Source organism: Sandaracinobacteroides sp. (assembly GCF_057137845.1).
Genome location: NZ_DBNHFX010000124.1, coordinates 34,703 through 54,795 on the forward strand (window position 1 = coordinate 34,703; position 20,093 = coordinate 54,795).

The 20,093-nt window shown below is 66.1% G+C and carries 18 protein-coding genes and 1 riboswitch; of the genes, 8 read left to right on the forward strand and 10 right to left on the reverse strand.

Features of this window, described 5'->3' with window-relative positions; translation table 11 throughout:
• Positions 1 to 85 precede the first annotated feature (85 nt).
• Positions 86 to 1,096, reverse strand: a complete 1,011-nt coding sequence (locus AC16JP_RS06970) for a hypothetical protein (protein ID WP_484339882.1) — start codon at positions 1,094 to 1,096, stop codon at positions 86 to 88.
• A gap of 44 nt (positions 1,097 to 1,140) precedes the next feature.
• Between AC16JP_RS06970 and AC16JP_RS06975 the strand changes: the two genes are divergently transcribed.
• Entirely contained in the window at positions 1,141 to 2,415 is a 1,275-nt protein-coding gene (locus tag AC16JP_RS06975) for an aspartyl/asparaginyl beta-hydroxylase domain-containing protein (protein WP_484339883.1), read from the forward strand.
• A 20-nt stretch (positions 2,416 to 2,435) separates the two neighbouring features.
• Complete coding sequence (locus AC16JP_RS06980) at positions 2,436 to 2,717, forward strand: hypothetical protein (RefSeq protein ID WP_484339884.1); 282 nt, start codon at positions 2,436 to 2,438, stop codon at positions 2,715 to 2,717.
• A 23-nt stretch (positions 2,718 to 2,740) separates the two neighbouring features.
• Here AC16JP_RS06980 and clpB read toward each other — a convergent pair whose 3' ends face one another.
• From clpB to AC16JP_RS07000, 4 genes are all read right to left on the reverse strand, one after another.
• The gene (gene clpB, locus AC16JP_RS06985; protein ID WP_484339885.1) at positions 2,741 to 5,347 is read right to left on the reverse strand and encodes an ATP-dependent chaperone ClpB; all 2,607 of its coding nucleotides are present in this window, start codon (positions 5,345 to 5,347) and stop codon (positions 2,741 to 2,743) included.
• An 85-nt stretch (positions 5,348 to 5,432) separates the two neighbouring features.
• Positions 5,433 to 6,152 carry a TetR/AcrR family transcriptional regulator gene (locus AC16JP_RS06990; RefSeq protein WP_484339886.1) on the reverse strand — a complete coding sequence of 240 codons (720 nt, stop codon included), beginning with the start codon at positions 6,150 to 6,152 and terminating at the stop codon, positions 5,433 to 5,435.
• A gap of 28 nt (positions 6,153 to 6,180) precedes the next feature.
• On the reverse strand, positions 6,181 to 7,077 hold the full coding sequence (locus AC16JP_RS06995; protein WP_484339887.1) for an isoaspartyl peptidase/L-asparaginase family protein: 897 nt from the start codon (positions 7,075 to 7,077) through the stop codon (positions 6,181 to 6,183).
• Between the two features lie 49 nt (positions 7,078 to 7,126).
• A complete protein-coding gene (locus AC16JP_RS07000; protein ID WP_484339888.1) occupies positions 7,127 to 7,816 on the reverse strand; it encodes an energy transducer TonB in 690 nt (229 codons plus the stop codon).
• A 133-nt stretch (positions 7,817 to 7,949) separates the two neighbouring features.
• On the opposite strand from AC16JP_RS07000, the gene AC16JP_RS07005 reads away from it, so the two are divergent.
• A complete protein-coding gene (locus AC16JP_RS07005; protein ID WP_484339889.1) occupies positions 7,950 to 9,122 on the forward strand; it encodes a CaiB/BaiF CoA transferase family protein in 1,173 nt (390 codons plus the stop codon).
• A complete protein-coding gene (locus AC16JP_RS07010; RefSeq protein WP_484339890.1) occupies positions 9,119 to 9,775 on the forward strand; it encodes a GNAT family N-acetyltransferase in 657 nt (218 codons plus the stop codon). The genes AC16JP_RS07005 and AC16JP_RS07010 overlap by 4 nt, the downstream gene beginning before the upstream one ends.
• Here the strand turns inward: AC16JP_RS07010 and AC16JP_RS07015 are convergent.
• Complete coding sequence (locus AC16JP_RS07015; protein ID WP_484339891.1) at positions 9,760 to 9,990, reverse strand: hexameric tyrosine-coordinated heme protein; 231 nt, start codon at positions 9,988 to 9,990, stop codon at positions 9,760 to 9,762. The two genes, AC16JP_RS07010 and AC16JP_RS07015, sit on opposite strands and share 16 nt — an antisense overlap.
• 163 nt (positions 9,991 to 10,153) lie before the next feature.
• Positions 10,154 to 10,374: riboswitch (cobalamin riboswitch) on the forward strand.
• Between the two features lie 206 nt (positions 10,375 to 10,580).
• Between AC16JP_RS07015 and AC16JP_RS07020 the strand changes: the two genes are divergently transcribed.
• From AC16JP_RS07020 to AC16JP_RS07035, 4 genes are all read left to right on the forward strand, one after another.
• On the forward strand, positions 10,581 to 12,494 hold the full coding sequence (locus AC16JP_RS07020) for a TonB-dependent receptor plug domain-containing protein (protein ID WP_484339892.1): 1,914 nt from the start codon (positions 10,581 to 10,583) through the stop codon (positions 12,492 to 12,494).
• A 161-nt stretch (positions 12,495 to 12,655) separates the two neighbouring features.
• The gene (locus AC16JP_RS07025) at positions 12,656 to 14,203 is read left to right on the forward strand and encodes an acetolactate synthase large subunit (protein ID WP_484339893.1); all 1,548 of its coding nucleotides are present in this window, start codon (positions 12,656 to 12,658) and stop codon (positions 14,201 to 14,203) included.
• A 19-nt stretch (positions 14,204 to 14,222) separates the two neighbouring features.
• The gene (locus AC16JP_RS07030) at positions 14,223 to 15,389 is read left to right on the forward strand and encodes an L-lactate dehydrogenase (RefSeq protein ID WP_484339894.1); all 1,167 of its coding nucleotides are present in this window, start codon (positions 14,223 to 14,225) and stop codon (positions 15,387 to 15,389) included.
• 3 nt (positions 15,390 to 15,392) lie between these two features.
• Positions 15,393 to 16,775 carry an FAD-binding oxidoreductase gene (locus AC16JP_RS07035; RefSeq protein WP_484339895.1) on the forward strand — a complete coding sequence of 461 codons (1,383 nt, stop codon included), beginning with the start codon at positions 15,393 to 15,395 and terminating at the stop codon, positions 16,773 to 16,775.
• Positions 16,776 to 16,862: 87 nt separating this feature from the next.
• Here AC16JP_RS07035 and AC16JP_RS07040 read toward each other — a convergent pair whose 3' ends face one another.
• The 4 genes from AC16JP_RS07040 to AC16JP_RS07055 all read right to left on the reverse strand — a co-directional run bounded on the left by AC16JP_RS07040 (position 16,863) and on the right by AC16JP_RS07055 (position 19,947).
• Positions 16,863 to 17,438 (reverse strand): VOC family protein, encoded by a 576-nt coding sequence (locus tag AC16JP_RS07040; protein WP_484339896.1) that lies wholly within the window; start codon positions 17,436 to 17,438, stop codon positions 16,863 to 16,865.
• A gap of 137 nt (positions 17,439 to 17,575) precedes the next feature.
• Positions 17,576 to 18,229, reverse strand: a complete 654-nt coding sequence (locus AC16JP_RS07045) for a carboxymuconolactone decarboxylase family protein (RefSeq protein ID WP_484339897.1) — start codon at positions 18,227 to 18,229, stop codon at positions 17,576 to 17,578.
• Complete coding sequence (locus tag AC16JP_RS07050; RefSeq protein ID WP_484339898.1) at positions 18,229 to 18,618, reverse strand: nuclear transport factor 2 family protein; 390 nt, start codon at positions 18,616 to 18,618, stop codon at positions 18,229 to 18,231. The genes AC16JP_RS07045 and AC16JP_RS07050 overlap by 1 nt, the downstream gene beginning before the upstream one ends.
• Before the next feature lie 27 nt (positions 18,619 to 18,645).
• A complete protein-coding gene (locus AC16JP_RS07055; RefSeq protein WP_484339899.1) occupies positions 18,646 to 19,947 on the reverse strand; it encodes a spinster family MFS transporter in 1,302 nt (433 codons plus the stop codon).
• Positions 19,948 to 20,093: the final 146 nt, after the last annotated feature.

Genomic DNA, 20,093 nt, shown 5'->3' on the forward strand with positions numbered 1-20,093 from the left:
CAGACCTGAAAATGGGGGGCGATCCGAAAGGATCGCCCCCTTTTTCATGCCTGCCATATGGTGTTGATGGCGGGCAGGCTGCCGTTCAGGCTGCTGGCAGACGAAGGCCGATCGAAGCAGCCAGCTTTTCCGCCCAGCCGATCACCATCGTGATTTCGTCTGCGTGACGGGCAAGGCCGTCCTCGCGCTCTGCTGCGCGCGCGGCCGCGTCGAAGCTCTCGCCCGATTTGGAATGCCGGGTAAACGCTGGCCCGCTGACGATTTCACCCAGTTTCCCGGCTGAAATGCCAAGCTGCATCAGCGTGTTGATCCTGCCCAGCACGGGGCGCGGGTCGGCCATCAGGGTGTCGCTGTGCAGCGACAGCACCCGTTCCGGCATGCGATGTTCAAGCTGTGTGAAAATGCGCAACTGCGCCAGCCAGCACAGCGCTGCCACCTGCAGATCCGACAGTTGCAGCAAATCTTCCGGCCCAAGCCCGAACTCGATCACGCCTGCTTCGCGAAGATATTTTACCAGCAGTTCCCGCACCCAGAGCCGCCCCCAAAGCCCCTTGCGGGCGATCGAGCCAAGGAACACCGAAAGCGGCGCCCGCAGCAGCACTGCACGGGCGTCGGGCCGCAGGGCCATCATCGCGGGGGCCAGCGGGTTCAGCAGGTTCGAGGGTTTCAGCACCACGGCTTCGGCCTTGCCCCATGGCCGCGCCAGCAGCGAAAGCGACTGATCGAGGAGTGCTGCCACCTGCCGCCCGTCGGGCCGATGCCGGTGGCGCCAGCCGACGATGTCGTTCAGCAGCACCGGTTCGGAAAGCGCCATCGCAACACCCGGCGCATCCAGCGCGCGCGCCAGCAAGGTCGAGCAGCAGAAGGCCGAATGAAAGATGAAATGCACCGGCCCGGCAGGCATGGCGTCGCGCACGGCCTGCTGCCGGTCGAGCGCCACGAACGCGCGTTCGCCAAGATGCTCGTCGGTCAGGAACGGTATCGCTGCATGTTCGGCGCGGGTCAGGTGCACGAAGCGGAACTGGTCGGCGTTTTCATCATAGCGATGGGCGAGCCAGTGCGCATCCCGTGCCGGGTTTCGGGGCGATTGAGACATACTGTCTGATTGCATGGGCGCCATGCTTGCTGCAAGAACCAGCCATGCAAAGCGATGAACTGGTGGCGCGTGCGTCGCATGCGCGGCAAACGGGAAATCTGGCCGAGGCAGGGCGGCTGCTGGAACAGGCGCGGCGCCTCTCGCCCTCTGACCCGGTGGTTCTGAACGCGCTGGGGATGCACCTGCTTGCAAGCGGCGACCCGACGGCTGCCGTCCGTGAATTCGAAGCAGCGATCCATCACGACCCGCGCGAACCGGCGTTGTGGATGAACCTGGCATCGGCCCAGCGACAGCGTCAGGACGACGCGAGCGAACAGCTTGCGCTGGAAGGCGCGCTGGCGATCGACCAGACGCACTTCATGGCGCAGTTGCGGATCGCCGAACTGCACGAACGGCTGGAGCAAGCGACCATCGCAGCGGAACACTGGCGCGCTGTTCTGTCGCTGGCGCCGCCCGATGACCAGCTTCCACCGGCGCTGGCCGACCGGCTGGCCGAGGCGCGGGCCTATGTCGCCAGCGAGGCGATCGAAATATCCGCCCATGTGGATGCCGGGCTGGCGGTGGCGCGGGAAGGTCTGTCGGCTTCGGATGTGCGCCGGTTCGATGCGGCGGTCGATGTGGCGCTGGGGCGCCGTTCGCGGGTGTATTTCAATGAATGCAGCGGCCTGCATTTCCCGTTCCTGCCGGCGGATGAATATTTCGACCGGGCGCTGTTCCCGTGGATGGATGCGCTGGAAGCCGAATGGGAAGCCATCCGCGACGAATTTCTGGCGCTGGCCGGCAACGGGGATGGCGTCATTCGGCCCTATGTGCAGCAGGAAAAGGGGACGCCCGCCAACAAGTGGACGCCGCTCGACCATCGGCTGGACTGGGGCGCCTATTTCCTGTGGGAATATGGCAGGCCCAACCACGAAGTTCTGGATCGCTGCCCGCGAACCAGGGCGGCGCTCGAGGCGCTTCCCCGCAGCGAGATTCCGGGCCGGTCGCCGTCGGCGTTTTTTTCGGCGCTGAAGCCGCGCACGCGGATCCCGCCGCACACGGGCGTCACCAATACCCGCTGCACCGTGCACTTGCCGCTGATCGTGCCGCCGGGCTGCGCGTTCCGGGTTGGCGGTGAAACCCGGCCGTGGGTGCCGGGCAAGGTGTTCGCTTTCGACGATTCGATCGAGCACGAGGCATGGAACGACAGTGACGAACTGCGCGTGATCCTGATTTTCGATATGTGGAACCCGCATCTTTCTGTTGCGGAACAGCAGTTGCTGCGGCAATTCTACGTGCTGGCAGACGAGACGGGCCGGAATCCATGGCAGGCCACGTAACCGTCTGACAGGAGGAACAGATGAAGTCGATTCTAGTTTCGTCGGCGCTGGCGGCGCTGTTGTTCGCTGCCGCCCCGGCTCTGGCGCAGGCCCCGGCGGCCGAGGCCGCGCCCACCGCCAAGCTTGACGCCAAAGATCCGAACGCAGTTCGCTGCCGCAGGCTTTCGGTAACGGGAAGCCTCGTCAAGAAAGACCGGATCTGCAAGACCAACGCCGAATGGCAGTCGATCGCGGATCAACAGCGCCGCGACGGCACCGACCTGATCGAGCGTTCACGCGCCGGGATGAACCCGAACGGCTGAACGACCAGTTGCGCTGCCCCCGGTCAGACGCTGGTGTCTGACCGGGTGTCGGCCTTGCCGATGACCGACAATTGCAGCTCTCCGTCGCCGTCCTCGATGTGGACGGTGGCGCCATCCGGCACGTCGCCTGCAAGCAGCATTTCCGCCAGCGGATCGACAAGGTGCCGGCTGATTGCCCGCTTCAGCGGCCGGGCGCCATAGACGGGATCATAGCCGACACGCGCCAGCCAGTGGCGCGCGCCGTCGGTCAGCTCCAGCTCGATCTTGCGGTCTTTCAGCAGCTTGCGCACATGCGCCGCCTGAATGTCGACGATCGCGCCCATATGTTCCAGCCCCAGCCGGTGGAACAGGATGATCTCGTCCAGCCGGTTCAGGAATTCGGGGCGGAAAGCTGCCTTCACCACCTCCATCACCTGTGGTTCCGCCTGTTTTACGTCGGCGCCGTCGGGCAGGGCTGCGATGAACTGCGAGCCGAGGTTCGACGTAAGCACGATCAGGGTGTTGGAAAAATCCACAGTGCGGCCCTGCCCGTCGGTCAGGCGCCCGTCGTCGAGCACCTGCAACAGCACGTTGAACACATCGGGGTGGGCTTTTTCCACTTCGTCGAACAGCACGACCTGATAGGGCCGTCTGCGAACCGCTTCGGTTAAGACGCCGCCCTCATCGTAACCTACATAGCCAGGAGGCGCGCCGATCAGCCGGGCGACGGCGTGCTTTTCCATGAACTCCGACATGTCGATCCTGACCATCGCGTCGGACGAATCGAACAGGAAGTCGGCGAGCGCCTTCGTCAACTCGGTCTTGCCGACGCCGGTCGGCCCGAGGAACAGGAAACTGCCCAGCGGCCGGTTCGGATCCTGCAACCCGGCCCGGGCGCGGCGCACCGCCTTGGAAACCGCCGCCACCGCGTCGGCCTGCCCGATCACGCGCTTGCCAAGGCCCGCCTCCATCTGGAGCAGCTTCTCGCGCTCGCCCTCCATCATGCGGGCGACGGGAATGCCGGTCCAGCGCGACACCACCGCGGCGATATCGTCGGCGGTGACTTCCTCGCGCACCATGGCCGCGCCCGACGCCTGTTCAGCCTGCCTGAGTTTCGCCTCCAGGTCGGGGATGACGCCGTAGGTCAGTTCGCCCGCCCGCGCGAAGTTGCCCGCGCGTTGCGCCTGTTCGACTTCGATCCGCGCCTGGTCCAGTTGTTCCTTGATGCGGGTGGCGCCCGCCAGCTTTTCCTTTTCCGCCTGCCAGCGCGTCGTCAGATCGCCCGCTTCGGCTTCGAGCCGGGCCAGTTCCTCTTCCAGCGCGCGCAGCCGTTCTTTCGAAGCCTCGTCGCTTTCCTTTTTCAGCGCCTCGCGCTCGATCTTCATCTGCACGATGCGCCGGTCCAGCGCCTCGATTTCCTCGGGCTTCGATTCCACTTCCATCCGCAGCCGCGACGCCGCTTCGTCCATCAGGTCGATCGCCTTGTCGGGAAGAAACCTGTCCGAGATGTAGCGGTTCGAAAGCGTCGCCGCAGAAACCAGCGCGCTGTCGGTGATGCGGACGCCGTGGTGCAGTTCGTATTTTTCCTTCAGTCCGCGCAGGATCGAGATCGTGTCCTCGACCGTGGGTTCGCCGACGAAGACCGGCTGGAAGCGGCGCTCGAGGGCGGCGTCTTTTTCCACATGCTTGCGGTACTCATCCAGCGTGGTCGCGCCGATCACATGCATTTCGCCACGGCTTAGTGCCGGTTTCAGCAGGTTCGACGCATCCATCGCCCCTTCCGATTTGCCCGCGCCGACCAGCGTGTGCATTTCGTCGATGAACAGGATGATCTGCCCTTCGGCGGCCTTCACCTCGTCGATGACTGCCTTCAGCCGTTCCTCGAACTCGCCGCGATATTTCGCGCCCGCGATCAGCGCCCCCATGTCCAGTGCGAACAAGGTCTTGTGCTTCAGATTGTCGGGCACGTCGCCGTTGGCGATGCGCAGCGCCAGGCCTTCGGCAATCGCCGTCTTGCCGACGCCCGGTTCGCCGATCAGCACCGGATTGTTCTTGGTGCGCCGCGCCAGCACCTGGATGGTGCGGCGGATTTCCTCGTCGCGGCCGATCACCGGATCCAGTTTGCCGTTGCGCGCGGCCTCGGTCAGGTCGCGGCCGTATTTCTTCAGCGCGTCATAGCTTTCCTCGGCGGATGCGGAATGCGCGGCCCGGCCTTTGCGCATCTGTTCGATCGCGGCATTCAGCGCTTGCGCGGTGACGCCCGCGTCTTTCAGGGCGGCCGCCGCGCCGGTGCCGGTGGCCAGCACCAGCGCCAGCAGCAGCCGCTCGACGGTGACGAAGCTGTCCCCGGCTTTGGCGGCGATCTGTTCGGCCTGATCGAGCAGGCGCGCAACATCCTGATCCCATTGCACCTGCGCGCCGCTGCCTGAAACTTTCGGCATCTTCTGCACAGCGGCATCGATGGCCGCCCGTGCAACCTGCGGCTGCCCGCCGGCAGCCGAAATCAGGTTTGCCGCCATTCCTTCGCCATCATCGAGCAGGGCTTTCAGCAGATGTTCGGAGGTGATCCGCTGGTGCGATTCCCTTAGCGCGATCGTCTGCGCCGCCTGCAGGAACCCTTTGGCGCGGTCGGTGAATTTTTCGATGTTCATGCCCGCTGACACTCCTTTGTGGCAGATGTAGTGTTACATTTCTGCCACAGAAGGGGGGTGTGGTGATTTTTGCCGCCTGATCCCGTCAGCCGGTCGGCAGGTCGTGTTCCTGCGCCCAGCCGACGACGACCGAGCGCATGAATTCCCGGCCTTCGCTGGTGGCAAGCAAGGTGTGCAGAAAATGGCGGATCTGGCTGATCCGCGTATCGCGCATGTGGCGGATGCTGTCCTGCTGGGCGACGCCTTCGATCAGGAAACGGACGATGTCGCGGCTGAGGGTGAACTGCGTCTTGCTGATGAAACCGGCGGGCATGGCGGCCCAACTGGCGTCGCCGCGCGCCTTGTCGTAGGCGGCGACTGCCGGGTTCAGGATTTCGGCAAGCGTGGCATCGGTTCGGGCGGCCAGCAGCAGCTCGGTCGAGGCGCGGAATTCCGCAGTATCCGGTTGGTTCCAGCTTATGTCGATGGCAGCCGAGCTGAAGCTGCCGTCATAGGGTTCGTGCGCAGCCGGCAGGCCTTGAAGCGCTTCCTCGAACATCTCGATCCGGCGGCGCAAAAGGTGGTGGACGGTCGCGGCAAGCAGGTCCGTGTGCGAGCCGAACTGATAGAGCAGCGCCTGCCTCGTCAATCCGGCGCGTGCGGCGACGGCACTGGTGGTGAACCGGGCATAGCCATGTTCGGCGAGGATGTCGCGGGCGGCCTCGAGGATCCTGAGCTTGGTCGTCCGGCTTTTCTCAAGCCCGTTTCCGTTAATGGCAGTCGGGTCAGGGATGGCTTCTGTTTCTACGGGAAGCTGACTACGCATTACAAACCTCCGTGCCTTGGGGTGTTCTTTACAGAATAGCGATGGTTCTTTCCATGTGCGAGCCTGCCGCGGCTCGTTTCATCCCGTTCGAGTTCCAGCGAAGAACTACTTCGCCTGCCCGAGTGACGAGGATTATTCCGCCGTTGCCCCCGAACGAAGCGACGCGGTCCAGCATGTCGTCGGCGGCCTGCCCGGCCGGGGCGCCGCCATAACGGATGCGGGCCGACACGTCTGCCGCGCCGCCCGCAAGGATGAAATGTTCGCCGATGCCGGTGCAACTGGCGGCGATCGCGCCGTCGGCCCAGCAGCCGGCCCCCAGAATCGGGGTATCGCCCACCCGGCCCGGCCGCTTGCCGAACAGGCCGCCGGTCGAGGTGGCCGAGGCAAGACGCCCGGCCCGATCGAGGGCGACAGCGCCGACGGTGCCATGTGCAAGCTGATCGGCGGGCGCTTCCAGATCTTCGGCCGACACCCCGACCGCGAGGCGGAAATAGCCGGGATCGCCGGGGATCGGGTCCAGCCCGGCCTCGCGGGCGAATCGGGTGGCCCCTTCGCCGCAGAGCAGGACATGCGGGGTTCGTTCCATGACCGCGCGGGCGGCCGCAACCGGGCTTTTCACATCGCGGATGGCGGCGACTGCGCCGCCCCGGCCGCTGGCGCCGTCCATGATCGAGGCGTCGAACTCGACCACTCCGGCGCTGTTGGGCGCCGATCCGCGCCCGGCCGTATAGAGGCCCGACGCTTCGAGTTCGGCGACCGCCCAGGAAACCGTTTCAAAGGCCGACGCCCCGCCTGCCAGCCGCTCCGCACCGGCATCGATCAGCGCGGCAAGATGCGCCTCGACCGGCGCATAGTCGCGCCCCGGCGTGACACCGGCGCCACCATGCAGGGCAAGCGCCCAGCGCTGTTCTGCGTGCTCGGCCATGCCAATTGCTAGCCCCGTCGCGGGGTGACGGCAAGACGAGTTGCGGGCACTAATGTTCGGGCCACCATTGCTGTCGCCATCCTGCCACATCGGCGACGGCGCGCCCCTGCCCATCGCGGGCCGGGGCATAGCGGAACCGCTCGGTTGCAAGCCGGCAGGTGATGGCGTCGCGCGTGGCCGATGGGCCGGGGCGGACGACGGTGCAGCCGCTGACGCGCCCATCGGCCCCGACATCGAGCCGGATGGTGACGCTGCCGCCGGTTTCCGCCTTCGACCGGGCGCGCGGATAGTCCCCCCGGACGATATCTCCGGCAATCCGCCGCGCGCGTGTGACCACACCGCCGCCGGTGCCGGGGCCGCCCGCGCCCACGCCCGTTCCGGCGCCGGTGCCGCCTGCCGCAAGGCCACCGTCGTCGGCCGCTGCTGCGCCCGCGGCAACGTCGGTGGCGGGTTCCGCCGTGGCGGGAACGGCAGCGGGCTGATTCGGCGCCGGAACCACGGGCGGGCGTGCGGCCACGGGCTTCGGTTTGGCGAGCGGCGCGGCCGGTGCGGCTTCGCCCATCGTGCCGGGGGCCGTGGCGGACGGCAGGGGCGCTGGATAATCCACCAGCAGCATCGCCGGAGACGGCACCACGGGCGGCGCGACCCCCGGGCGAAGCAGCAGCGCGATCGCCAGCGCATGCGCTGCGACGACCGCCAGCAGCAGGCGTCGGTGGCGGGGTTCGCGCGCGGCGCTCATTTGCGGCAGGTGGCGACGCCGCCACCGCGTTGCAAGCCTTGGGTACCTCTGAAGCCCGGCAGGTGGACATGGCGGCCCTCCTGCGCTGAAATCAACGCGGGAGACAAACGGCAAGGCGGGAGGATCGCAGGCGATGGCGGCAACGGCCGGGAACAACATGCTGGAGGGAATCCGGATCCTCGATCTGACTGGCGTCGTATTCGGGCCATATGCAACGCAAATGCTGGCCGATCTCGGCGCCGACGTCATCAAGGTGGAACCTCCCGCCGGAGACACCATGCGCTGGACGGCGAAGGCCGCCGTCACGCCCGGCATGAGCCCGATCTTTCTGGCACTTAACCGGGGCAAGCGTTCGATCGCGCTGGACCTGAAGACCGACGCGGGAAAAGCCGCCCTGCACGAGCTGCTGGCGGAAGCCGACGTGTTCATCCTGAACGTGCGCGGCAAGGCGGCCGAACGTCTTGGCCTAGATTATGCGGCGGTCAGCGCGATCCGGCCCGACATCATCTACGCCCATTGTGTCGGCTTCGGGCAGGACGGCCCCTATGCCGAGCTTCAGGCCTTCGACGATGTGATTCAGGCGGCTTCGGGTGTCACCACCTTGCTGTCGAAGGTCGATCACAACCCGGCGCCGCGCTATCTGCCGACGTTTCTCGTCGACAAGGTGTCGGGCCTCTATGCGGCGCAGGCGGTGCTGGCGGCGATCATCCACCGGCTGCGCACCGGCGAAGGCCAGCACATCGAAATCGCCATGATGGAGTGCTTCAGCGCGTTCCTGCTGTCGGAGCATCTGGGCGGCAACACCTTCGTGCCGCCGAACGGGCCTTCCTGCTATTTCAGGCAGATCAACCCCGACCGCCAGCCCTGCATCACCCGCGATGGCGCGATCAGCATCGTCGCCTATACCGACGATGCGTGGCCCCGGCTGTTCGCGCTGCTGGATGCGCCGGATTTTCTGGCGCAGCCACGGTTTGCAACCCGCAAGCAACGGGTTGAACAGATCAACGAACTGTATCGCGAAGTCGGCCGGCTGACGCGGAACTTCGACACCGCCGAACTGCTGCGCCGGTGTGCCGAGGCAGCGCTTCCGGCGCAGGCCGTTCGCTCGATCGACGACATGCTGGACGAGCCGCATCTTGCCGCGACCGGCTTCTTCCGCACCCGCGACCATCCGACCGAGGGCAGATATGTCGAGATTGCGCCGCCCATCGACTTTTCCGCATGGTCGCCGCCCGAACCCTGCCACGCGCCGCACATCGATGCCGACCATGGCGCGCGCTGGCGCCCGCGCGGCACCGGAGGATGAGCGCGCCTCCGAAAACCGTGCTTGCGGTTTCGGCCGACGAGGAAGCCGCGATCCGCAATGCCGTGCGGCACGCCGATCTTTCGCTGCTGGGTCCGGGCTATGAGCCTGCCGGGCCGGAGCATGTGGCGGGGCTGCTGGAACTGCTGCTGGACCCGCGCGTTTCCGATCCGATCTATGATCTGCCGCGCCCCTTCACGCCCGAGAGCATCGGCGCATGGGTAGCCGATGCCCTCCGCGCGCGGGCGGCAGGCGAGGGGCTGCTGACGATCCGGCTGGACGACGACGGGCGCATCAGCAGCTACTCGCGCTTTACCGTCTGGCCGGGCCATTCCGCCGCCGAGATCGCGGGCGCGCACAGGGCCGACCGGCAGGGCGCGGGCATCGGCAAGACGGGTGCGGCCCGCAGCTTCGGCTGGATGTTCGAAGTGCTGGGCGTACGGCTGCTCTGCGTGACTGCGGCGCTTGATAATGTGCGTTCAGCAAGCGTGATCGAGGCAGCCGGGTTCAGGCGCATGGGCACGCGCGACTGCCTGCGCCCCGACGGCACGCTGAGGCCGTCGCTTTACTGGGAAATGACCCGCGACGAATGGCGCCGGCTGGCGGCTGAGCCACCGCCGCCAGCCGATAGAGCGGGTGGTCAGTCGCGCCAGTAATTGTTGGCGGCGGCGACCGTCTGGAAATGGACGGCGATCACCTGCGACGAGGCGATCAGTTGCGCGGTGTCGTGATCATAGGCGGCGCGCAGCCGGTCGCGCACTTCCGCCGAAGGCTGGGTGGCCTTGACGCCTACCCGGGCGAGCTTGGTCGCCAGTTCGAAACCTTCCTGCGGAGTCGCGGTTTTCAGGGTGGGAAGCCAGGTGTCGGCCATGACAGTCTCCTTTTGGTTGGCGGTAGTGGAACGCGCGCATCGTATCGGTGCGAACGGCCTGCGGCAAATCGAACGGAGTGAAAGGGTGCGGCATCGCGTGCTGCATCAGGTATTTGCAGTTCGCGTTGGCAGCGGCTAAGGCCGCCCCCGAGCCGGGGCTTCCCCGGTTCAAGATCGCGCCGGTGCCTCATCAACGAGGCTTAAAAGGGAATGTGGTGCGGCAGGCCTCCTGCCCAATCCACTGCTGTCCCTGCAACTGTAAGCGGCGAGCGCGGTGCACACAGATGGGCGGATTTCGCCCGTCAGCCACTGGGGTTTCCCGGGAAGGCGTGCACCAAGCCCTGACCCGCAAGCCAGGAGACCTGCCGGCGCCGTCGCTCAATGCCCCGATCCAGGGAATGGTCCGGGCACGGGAGATCCTTCCGTAAGGGCGGCAAGCAGAACCGGCGGCTTCAAGGGGCTGCCAGACGGCGTATCCGCCGGGGCGTCGCGCATGGCCCCGTCGGGCGCGCCGTGCCTGCCCGGCACGCCGGGCGGGCGGCCCCGGATCCCGCCAGACCCGAACAGTTGCGCGGTTGGATTGAACGAACATGAACAGATTGCTTTTCCCGCTTGTGGCGCTTGCAGCAGCGCCTGCGTTCGCCGACGCCGATGTGGCGCCCGACGACATCGTCGTCACTTCGTCGCGCTCGGGCGACGGGGTGCGGATCGCCGATGTGCCCGCTTCGATCACGCTGATCAGCGCCGCCGACATGGAAAGCCGGCAGGTGCGTGTGGTTTCCGACGTGCTGCGCGACGTGCCGGGCGTTGCCGTGAACCGCATGGGCGGGATCGGCGGCCTGACGCAGATCCGCGTGCGCGGTTCCGAAGGCAATCATGTGCTGGTGATGATCGACGGCATCAAGGTGTCCGACCCCTATCACGGAGAGTTTGATTTCGGCACGCTGATCGCCGACGAAGGCGCGCGGATCGAAGTGCTGCGCGGGCAGCAGTCGTCGCTCTATGGCTCGGATGCGATCGGCGGGGTGATCCAGTATTTCACGCCGTCGGGCCACGAGGCGCCGGGCTATTCGCTGCGCGCCGAGGGCGGTTCATTCGGCACCTTTTCCGGCGCCGCGCGCGCGGCGGGCGCCACCGACAAACTGGATTACGCAGTTTCCGGATCGGCCATCGTCACCGACGGCTGGGCGACGGCGCGCAACGGCAGCCGCAATGTCGGCTCGACCAGCATCGGTGCCTCGGCCAAGCTGAACTGGACGCCTTCGGACAATGTGAAGCTGACGGCGGTCGGCCGCTATTCGGACACCCGCGCCGACAACAACGAAAGCGAGTTCGATCCCAGCAGCCCGCTGTTCGGCTATCTGGTCGACAGCCCCGGCGTCACCGTCACCAACCGTGCGTTCCACGGGCTGGCGCGCGGCGAGCTAAGCCTTGATGACGGACGCTGGACCAACGCGCTGACCGGCCAGTTCACCGACGTCAGACGGCGCGGCTACAGCCCGTGGGGGCTTTCCTATGGCGACAACGGCCGGCGCTACAAGGGGGCGTTCGAATCGACATGGCGCGGCGGCGGCGACGGCATCGAGCACAAGCTGACGGGTGCCGCCGACTTCGAGCGCGAGGAATATCGCAACGTCGTGCAGCAGCCCGGCGTGTTTCAGGGCTGGCGCGCGACCGACAACTGGGGCCTCGTCGGGCAGTATGAGCTGGAAGTGCAGGACGCATTGTTCGCAGGCGCCAGCATCCGGCACGACTTCAACAACCGCTTTGCCGATGCAACCACATGGCGCGCACAGGCCGGGTATCGGCTGCCGATCGGGCTTCGCCTGCATGCCGCCTATGGCACCGGCGTGAAGAATCCGGGCTTTTACGATCTGTTCGGCTATTCCGACGGGAAATATATCGGCAACCCCAACCTGCGGCCCGAAAAGTCGAGCGGCTGGGAAGTCGGCGTCGATCAGGTGGTCGGCGATGGCTGGGCGACGGTCGGGCTGACATGGTTCCAGTCGCGGCTGACGGATGAAATCTATATTTCCTATCCGCCGCCCGCCTATGTGGCGACGCCGTCCAACCGCGACAAGCAATCGCGCCAGCGCGGCATCGAAGCGATCATTTCCGCGAACCCGGTGCCGCAGATCCGCTTTGATCTGGCCTATACCTTCCTCGACGCCACCGAGAATGGAATCGAGGAAGTGCGCCGTCCGCGCCACACCGGCAGTTTGAACCTGCGCTATTCCAGCCTCGACCAGCGCTTCGCCACTACGCTGACCATGCGCTACAACGGGCGGCAGACAGACCTTGCCTACACCGACCCGAGCTGGGTTCCGGTCCGTGTCAGCATGGCCGAATTCGTGCTGGTCAATCTGGCGGCGGAATACCGGCTGAACGAGCAGTTCACGCTGTTCGGCCGTGTCGAGAACCTGCTGAACGAGCGATACGAGGAACTGTTCAGCATCGTCGGTTCCGGTCGCGCCGCCTATGGCGGGGTGCGCGCCCGCTTCTGAGCCGCCCCATCACCCACCCGGCAGACACGCTCTGCCGGGTGGGCATGGCCCCTTTGCCCCGCGACCTATCGACCCTGCGGGATTGACACGCCGGGTTCACCCTTCATCCTGCACGCGTCTGGCGGGCACGCTGTTCGCCGACCACTGCGGGAGGACATTGCATGAACGGGGCGGAAGCCTTCATCGCCACGCTGAAGGATTGCGGGGTAAGCGTCTGCTTCGCCAATCCCGGCACTTCGGAAATGCAACTGGTTGCCGCGATCGACCGCACCGACGGGATGCGATCCGTTCTAGGGTTGTTTGAAGGCGTGGTGACGGGCGCCGCCGATGGCTATGCCCGCATGGCCGACAAGCCGGCGGTGACGCTGTTGCATCTTGGCCCCGGCATGGCGAACGGGCTTGCCAACCTGCACAATGCGCGGCGCGCAGGCGTGCCGATGATCAACATGGTCGGCGATCACGCCACCTATCACGCCCATTATGACGCTCCGCTCACCTCGGATGCGGCGGGCGTTGCCCGGCCGATGTCGGACTGGGTGCGCGTCTCCCGCTCGGAGCGCGATCTGGCGCAGGCGGGCGCCGAGGCATTCGCCGTGGCGCAGACCTATCCGGGCCGGATCGCAACCGTGATCGTGCCCGCAAACCATGCGTGGGAGGAAGGCTCGGCGGTGGTGCCGCCGCCCGCACCTGTTGCTGCGGCGAAAACGCCTGCATCGGTGATCGCGGATGCAGCGGCGGCGCTGCGCGGCGCGGATGGCCCGGCCTGCCTGTTTCTTGGCGGCAGGGCGCTTCGGGCCGATACGCTGCATCAGGCCGGGCGCATTGCAGCCGCCACCGGCGTGCGGTTGATCGCCGAGACATTTTCCACCCGGACCGAACGCGGCGTTGGCCGCGTGGCGACGGAAAAGCTGCCCTATTTCGGCGAACAGGCGCAGGATTATCTGAAGGATTTCCGGCTGATCCTGTTCTGCGGCACCGAGCCGCCGGTTTCGTTCTTTGCCTATCCCGGCAAGCCGAGCTTCCTGTCGCCGCCCGAAGCGCGGCTGGTGCGGCTGGCGTCGCTGCGGGAAGATGCGCTGGAGGCCCTGACCGCACTTGCCGATGCGCTGGGCGCGCCGGCCGAACCTGCGATGGTGCAGCAGCCGACGAGCTTCCCGGCCGCACCCGGCGCGCTGGATCCGGCCGGCATCGGTGCGGTTCTGGCGGAGCTGCTGCCGGAAAACGCCATCGTATCCGACGAAGGCGCGACTTCGTCGGGCCATGCGCACTTCATGTGCGCGGGCGCAGCGAAGCACGACTGGCTGCAACTGACTGGGGGCGCCATCGGCCAGGGCCTGCCGCTGGCTGTCGGTGCGGCAATCGCCTGCCCCGACCGCAAGGTGATCGCGTTGCAGGCCGATGGTTCGGGCATGTACACCAACCAGGCGCTGTGGACGATGGCGCGCGAGAAACTGGATGTCGTCACCATCATCCTGAACAACGGTTCCTATGCGATCCTGAACATCGAACTGATGCGGGTGGGTGTACAGAATCCGGGGCCGAAGGCGCTGGCGATGCTCGACCTGAAGCACCCCGACATCGACTGGAGCAAAATCTCGGAAGGCATGGGTGTGCCCGCAGTCCGGGTCTCGACCGTCGAGCAGTTCCGCGAGGAGCTGGCGGCGGCGCTGAAGGCAAAGGGGCCGCGCCTCATCGAAGCGATGCTCTGAGCGCGAAAGGAACGCGACGATGGCGGGTTCGCTGGATCTGTTGCCGGCATCCTATGCCGATTTCCGCCGCAGCGCCGAACGGCGGCTGCCGCGCTTTCTGTTCGACTATATCGACGGCGGCGCCGGCGCCGAAGCAACGCTTTCCAGCAACAGCGCCGACTGGGAGCGGGTCCGCCTGAACCAGAAGGTGCTGCGCGACGCCTCGAAGCTCGATTGCTCGGTCGAGCTGTTCGACGAGAAACTGGACCTGCCGCTGGTGCTGGCGCCCGTCGGCATGGGCGGCATGACCGCGCGGCGCGGCGAAGTGCAGGCAAAGCGCGCTGCCGACAAGGCCGGGATCGGCTTCTGCCTCTCGACCGTCGGCATCTGCCCGATGGAGGAAGTGGCGGCCGTTTCCGCGCGGCCGTTCTGGTTCCAGCTTTACATGCTGAAGGATCGCGGCGTCGTTGCCGAGATTCTGGCGCACGCATGGGAACAAGGCGTGCGGACACTGGTGTTCACCATCGATCTTGCCGTGATCGGCACCCGGTATCGCGATATCCGCAACGGCATGGCCGGCGGGCTTTCGGCGTGGGGACGCTTGCGTTCGGGACCGCTGGATTATCTGCTGCACCCCGGATGGGCGTGGGATGTGGGATTGCGGGGCGGGCCGCACGGCTTTGGCAATATCGCCCGCTATGTGAACCAGTCGAAACAGCCGCGCGATTATCTGCACTGGACGACGAAGCAGTTCGACAGTTCGGTCACCTGGAAGGACATCGAGTGGCTGCGCGGTGTCTGGAAGGGCAGGCTGGTTCTGAAAGGCATACTGGACATCGACGATGCAAAGCGGGCGATCGGCACCGGGGCCGATGGCGCCGTGGTGTCGAACCATGGCGGCCGGCAGCTCGACGGCGTCGCCTCGACCGCGGTGATGCTGCCGAGGATCGCCGATGCCGTGGGCGACGATCTCACGCTGCTGGTCGATGGCGGCATCCGCAGCGGGCAGGATCTGGTGCGCGCGCTGGCGCTGGGGGCGAAGGCGGTGATGGTCGGGCGGCCGTGGGTGATGGCGCTGGCGGCGGGCGGAGAAAGCGCGCTGACGCGGATGCTGGACCTGATGCGGATCGACATGCAGACCGCGCTCGGCCTGACGGGCATAGCAAATGCCCGCGACGTGACGCGCAAAGCACTTCTGGAGGATTGAACGATGGAGCTACTGGACGAAATCCGCGCGGTGGTGGGCGATGTCGGCCTGATCGTCGGCGCGGATGTCGGTAAGCGGGCCGCCGACTGGCTTGGGCTTTCCACCTGCCGCGCGCGCGCCGTCGTCCGCCCGGCGACGACCGACGAACTGTCGGCGGTGATGAAGCTTTGTCATGCGGCGCGGCAGCCGGTCGTGCCGGCAGGCGGCCTGACCGGCCTCGTGCATGGCACTGATGCCGGGCCGGCGGAAGTGCAGATCTCGTTCGAGCGGATGCGATCGGTGCTGTCGATCGACCCGGTAGGCCGCACCATGCTGGTCGAGGCGGGCACGCCGTTGCAGGCCATCCACGAAGCGGCGGCCGAACATGGGCTTTGCTATCCCGTCGATCTTGGTTCGCGGGGGTCGTGCACCATCGGCGGCAACATCTCGACCAACGCCGGGGGCAACACCGTGGTGCGCCACGGCATGACGCGCGACAATGTGCTGGGCATCGAGGTGGTGCTGGCGGACGGCACGGTGATTTCGTCGCTCAATCACCTGCTGAAAAACAACGCCGCCTATGACCTGAAGCAGCTTTTCATCGGCAGCGAAGGAACGCTGGGCCTTGTCACGCGGGCGGTGCTGAAGCTGCAACCGCAACCCGTTTCCGAGGCGACGGCGATCGTCGCGCTGGCGGGGTTCCAGCAGGTGCAGGACCTGTTCGTCCACTGCGGGAGGAGGCTGGGCGGGTTGCTGTCCTCGTTCGAGGTGATGTGGCGTGAGCATTATGAGCTGATCGCCGTGCAGTCGGGGCGGCATGTGCCGCCGCTGCCGCCGGGGCACGGTTGCTACGTCATCGTCGAGGCGACCGGCACCAACCCGGCGCGCGACGAGGAACTGTTCGCCGAAGCGATGGGCGAGGCGCTGGAACAGGGCATTGCAGACGACATCGTGATCGCCGCATCCAAGGCGCAGCGGGCCGGCATCTGGAAGGTGCGCGAGGATGTCGAGGGCATCTTCTTTGCAACAGCGCCCGCCTGCACCTTCGACGTGAGCCTGCCGATCGTCGAGATGGATGCATATGTGAAAGCCATCCAGCAGGAAGCCGCGCGCCGCTGGAACGAGGAAACCAGAGTGCTGGTGTTCGGCCACATCGGCGACGGCAACCTGCACATCGTGGTGGCGCCGCGCCCATGGGGGGAAACTTCCCGCCACGAGGCCGAGACGATCGTCTATGAACCGCTGCGCGCGCTGGCAGGGTCGGTCTCGGCGGAACATGGGATCGGGCTGGAAAAGCGCGACTGGCTTGGCGTTTCGCGCACGGCCAATGAAATCGCCATGATGCGGCAACTGAAGGCGATGCTCGATCCGCTGGGCCTGCTGAACCCCGGCAAGGTGCTTGGCTGAACCGCCCCGCCGCGACAACGGGGCAATGCAAAGGGCCCGCCGGTTGCTGCCGGCGGGCCTTGTCGTCTTACGGTATGCGGTGCGCCCTCAGGCGACCACCAGCCCCTTGGCGCGGGTGCCGTCGGCACGCGCCGGGTCGTGGGCGACGTCGGCCTTGGTGAAGCCGCTGTGCGTCCAGGCGGCGAATTCCAGCATGGCGCCGTCCGGGTCGAAGAAATAGATCGAGCGGACATAGACTTCATCGCCAAAGGCAGGCGCAACCTGGGTCGGCGAATTGTCGTGGTTCATCACCGGGCCGATCTTCACGCCGCGTGCTTGCAGCTTCTCGACATATTCGTCGAACTTTTCGGCCGGAATGTTGAAGGCGAGGTGGTTCATCGAGCCGTGCGATGTCACGAACGAGCCCTCGCCCGGAAGATCGGCCGCCTGGCCGACGCCCGGCTGGCGTTCCGGTGCATCGGGGAACCAGAAGAAGGCAAGGCAGTCGCCGTTGCCGATGTCGAAGAAGAAGTGCTGGCTCTTGCCGTCCGGAAGGTCGAGCGTCTTCACCAGCGGCATGCCGAGGATGTCGCGGTAGAACTCCACCGTCTTGGCCATATCCTTGCAGACCAGCGCGACGTGATTGACGCCGCGGATGTCGAAGACCTTGTTCTCTGCTCCCATCTTGCCTCTCCTCGGTTTGGTGGTGCCGTGGCACCGTTCACATGCGGCTGGCGGTTCCCGACGTAGAATCGGCCAGCCCTGCGTTGATCCTTCTAGCTCTAAGCATATTAATCGTCAATTAAATTGACGCATGAAATTCAGCTATCCTTTTTGCGCGTCGCGGCGCCCGCCAGAAAATCCGCCGCTTCGAAGCCTTCGGGGGCCGCCACCTCTGTGATCGGATCCTCGCGGTTGTCATACTCCATCCTGAGTGCGCGCGTGATCACCGCGTGCATGTCGTACAGGCAGGTGATGTAGGTGAACTCGAAGATCTGTTCGTCGGACCAGAAGCTCTTCAGCTTGTCGAACACCTCGGTCGGCACCCGCCCGCCCGCCTGCGACAGGCAGTCGGCATAGGCGAGGACGGCGCGTTCCTGCTCGTTGAACAGGTTTGATACGGTCCAGTAGGGGATGGCGGCGATCTTGTCGTCGGCGACGCCCAGCCCGCGCAGTGACTTGCAGTGCTGTGAAAAGACGAACTGGCTCTGCTTCACCCAGCCGGCGCGGGTCTGCCCCAGTTCGCGCAGCACCGGGTCGATGCTGCGCGCGGGGTTGCGATAGACGGCGAAGCCATCGACCGCGTGTTGCAGAATGTCAGGCGACAGTGCGTAAACCGTCCACCAGTCGCCGGGCGTTCCCGTAGATGTGCCGGGTTCGGCAACCGGATCGCGTCCACCGAACAGGTGGTCGTAATAGCGCAGCACGACATCGGCGGTCACTTCGCTGCGGGGAACCTGGCGCAACACGGGCATCAGTCGATCACCTTCCTGAATGCGGCGACATGCGCCGAGTCGAAATATTCGTCGAGGCGGCTGATCCGGCCGTCCCGTACGGTGCAGACAATGCAGCACGGAAGCACGACGCGCACCCCATCCTTTCGCTGGCCATGCAGTTCGTGCTGCTGCACGAAACCGCCTTCAAACGTGCGGAGGCGGCGGTTCAGATAGCGGCGCCCGTCGATCCGCGCGACGAAGCCACGCAGCGTTTCGGCGTTTTCGTCGGGGGTCTGTTCCAGCCCGTCGGTGTTGTGCCAGATGCGGGCGTCGTCGGTGTAGCAGGCGCGCACCGTGGCGATGTCGCCCGCTTCGACGGCGTCGAAGAAGCGTCGTGCAAGGGCTATAGTCGACTGGTCGTCCGGCATGGCGGAAATCCTGCGGGTTGCGGGTGGTTATCGTTGAAGATCATGCGGCAGCGCGCGCGAAACCATGAACGAGGTGATCGCGGCGACGATGGCGAACGGCGTCAGCCACAGCAGCCCCACACGCAGGCTTTCGGCGCCGATCGCCGGGGCCAGATGGTCGCTGACCATGCCGACGAACAGCGGCCCGCCCGCCAGCCCGCACAGGTTGAACAGCGCCAGCAATACCGAAGTCGCGGTGGCGCGGGCGCTTGGCGGCGTGAGATTGGAAACCAGCGCCAGCGCCGGTGCGACATAGACGGTGCAGCAGGTCATCGGGATCAGCAGCAGCAGCAGCGAGGTCTGCCAACTGCCGGCCAGCAGCGCCAGCACCAGCGACGGGATCAGGATGCAGGTGGCAGCGAACGGCACCAGCGCATAGGCCCTGACGCTGCGCGCGACCGACCGGTTCACCAGCGCTCCGCCGCCGAAGATGCCGATCGCCATCGCGCCACCGGCGGCAGGCGCAAACCACGCGGCCAGCGCCGACAGCGGCATGCCATGGGTGCGCATCAGGAACGCCGGGATCCAGTTCAGCATGCCATAGCTGACGAAGGCCGACAGGCTGCTGGAGACCATCAGCAGCAACAGGCTGCGGCGCTGCACGAACAGCGCCAGCGTTTCGCCGAGCGGCAGCGGCGCGCCCGCCGCAGCCACGCCGTCCATGCGCCCGCGCAGCGGTTCGCGCACCGTCAGCCACAGGACGGGGGCCAGCAGCAGGCCGATCGCCCCCAGCACGTAAAAGGCCCCGCGCCAGCCGATGTGGATTGCCGCCCAACCCCCGAACGCCGCACCGATGAACACCCCGAACGGCCCGCTGGCGGTGTAGATGCCCATGATAAGCGGGCGCTTTTCCGGCGGGTAGTGGTCGGCCAGTACCGAAAGCGACGGCGCCGTGCCGCCCGCTTCGCCGATGCCCACCCCGAAGCGTGCCAGCGCCAGATGGACGAAACTCTGCGCCATACCCGAAGCGGCGGTGAACCCGCTCCAGACGAAGCACGAGATCGCGACCAGCCGGATGCGGTTCCAGCGGTCGGCGATCATCGCCATCGGCACGCCCATCATGGTGTAGAACAGCGCGAAGCTGAGGCCGGTGAGCAGGCCGAACTGGGTATCGCTGAAGCCCATTTCCGCCCGGATCGGCTCGACCAGCACGGCAAGGATCTGCCGGTCGACGAAGCTGAGCGTCGCCACCAGCGTCAGCACCCATAGCGCCACGACCCTTTGTCGGCTATCGATTGCGCCCGGCGGCAGCCCTTTCGTGGCGGCATCCGGCATCCCGGTATCGAGCATCGAGCGCTTTCTCCTCCCGCGTGGTCGGCCCGCATGAGATGGTTAGTGTTCTATGCGTTTTTATCTGTCAATTGCCAGCTGCAATAATACTTAGTATTAAAAGTAATATTCGAATCATATTCCGGGTGTGATCGAAACGCGGGGCG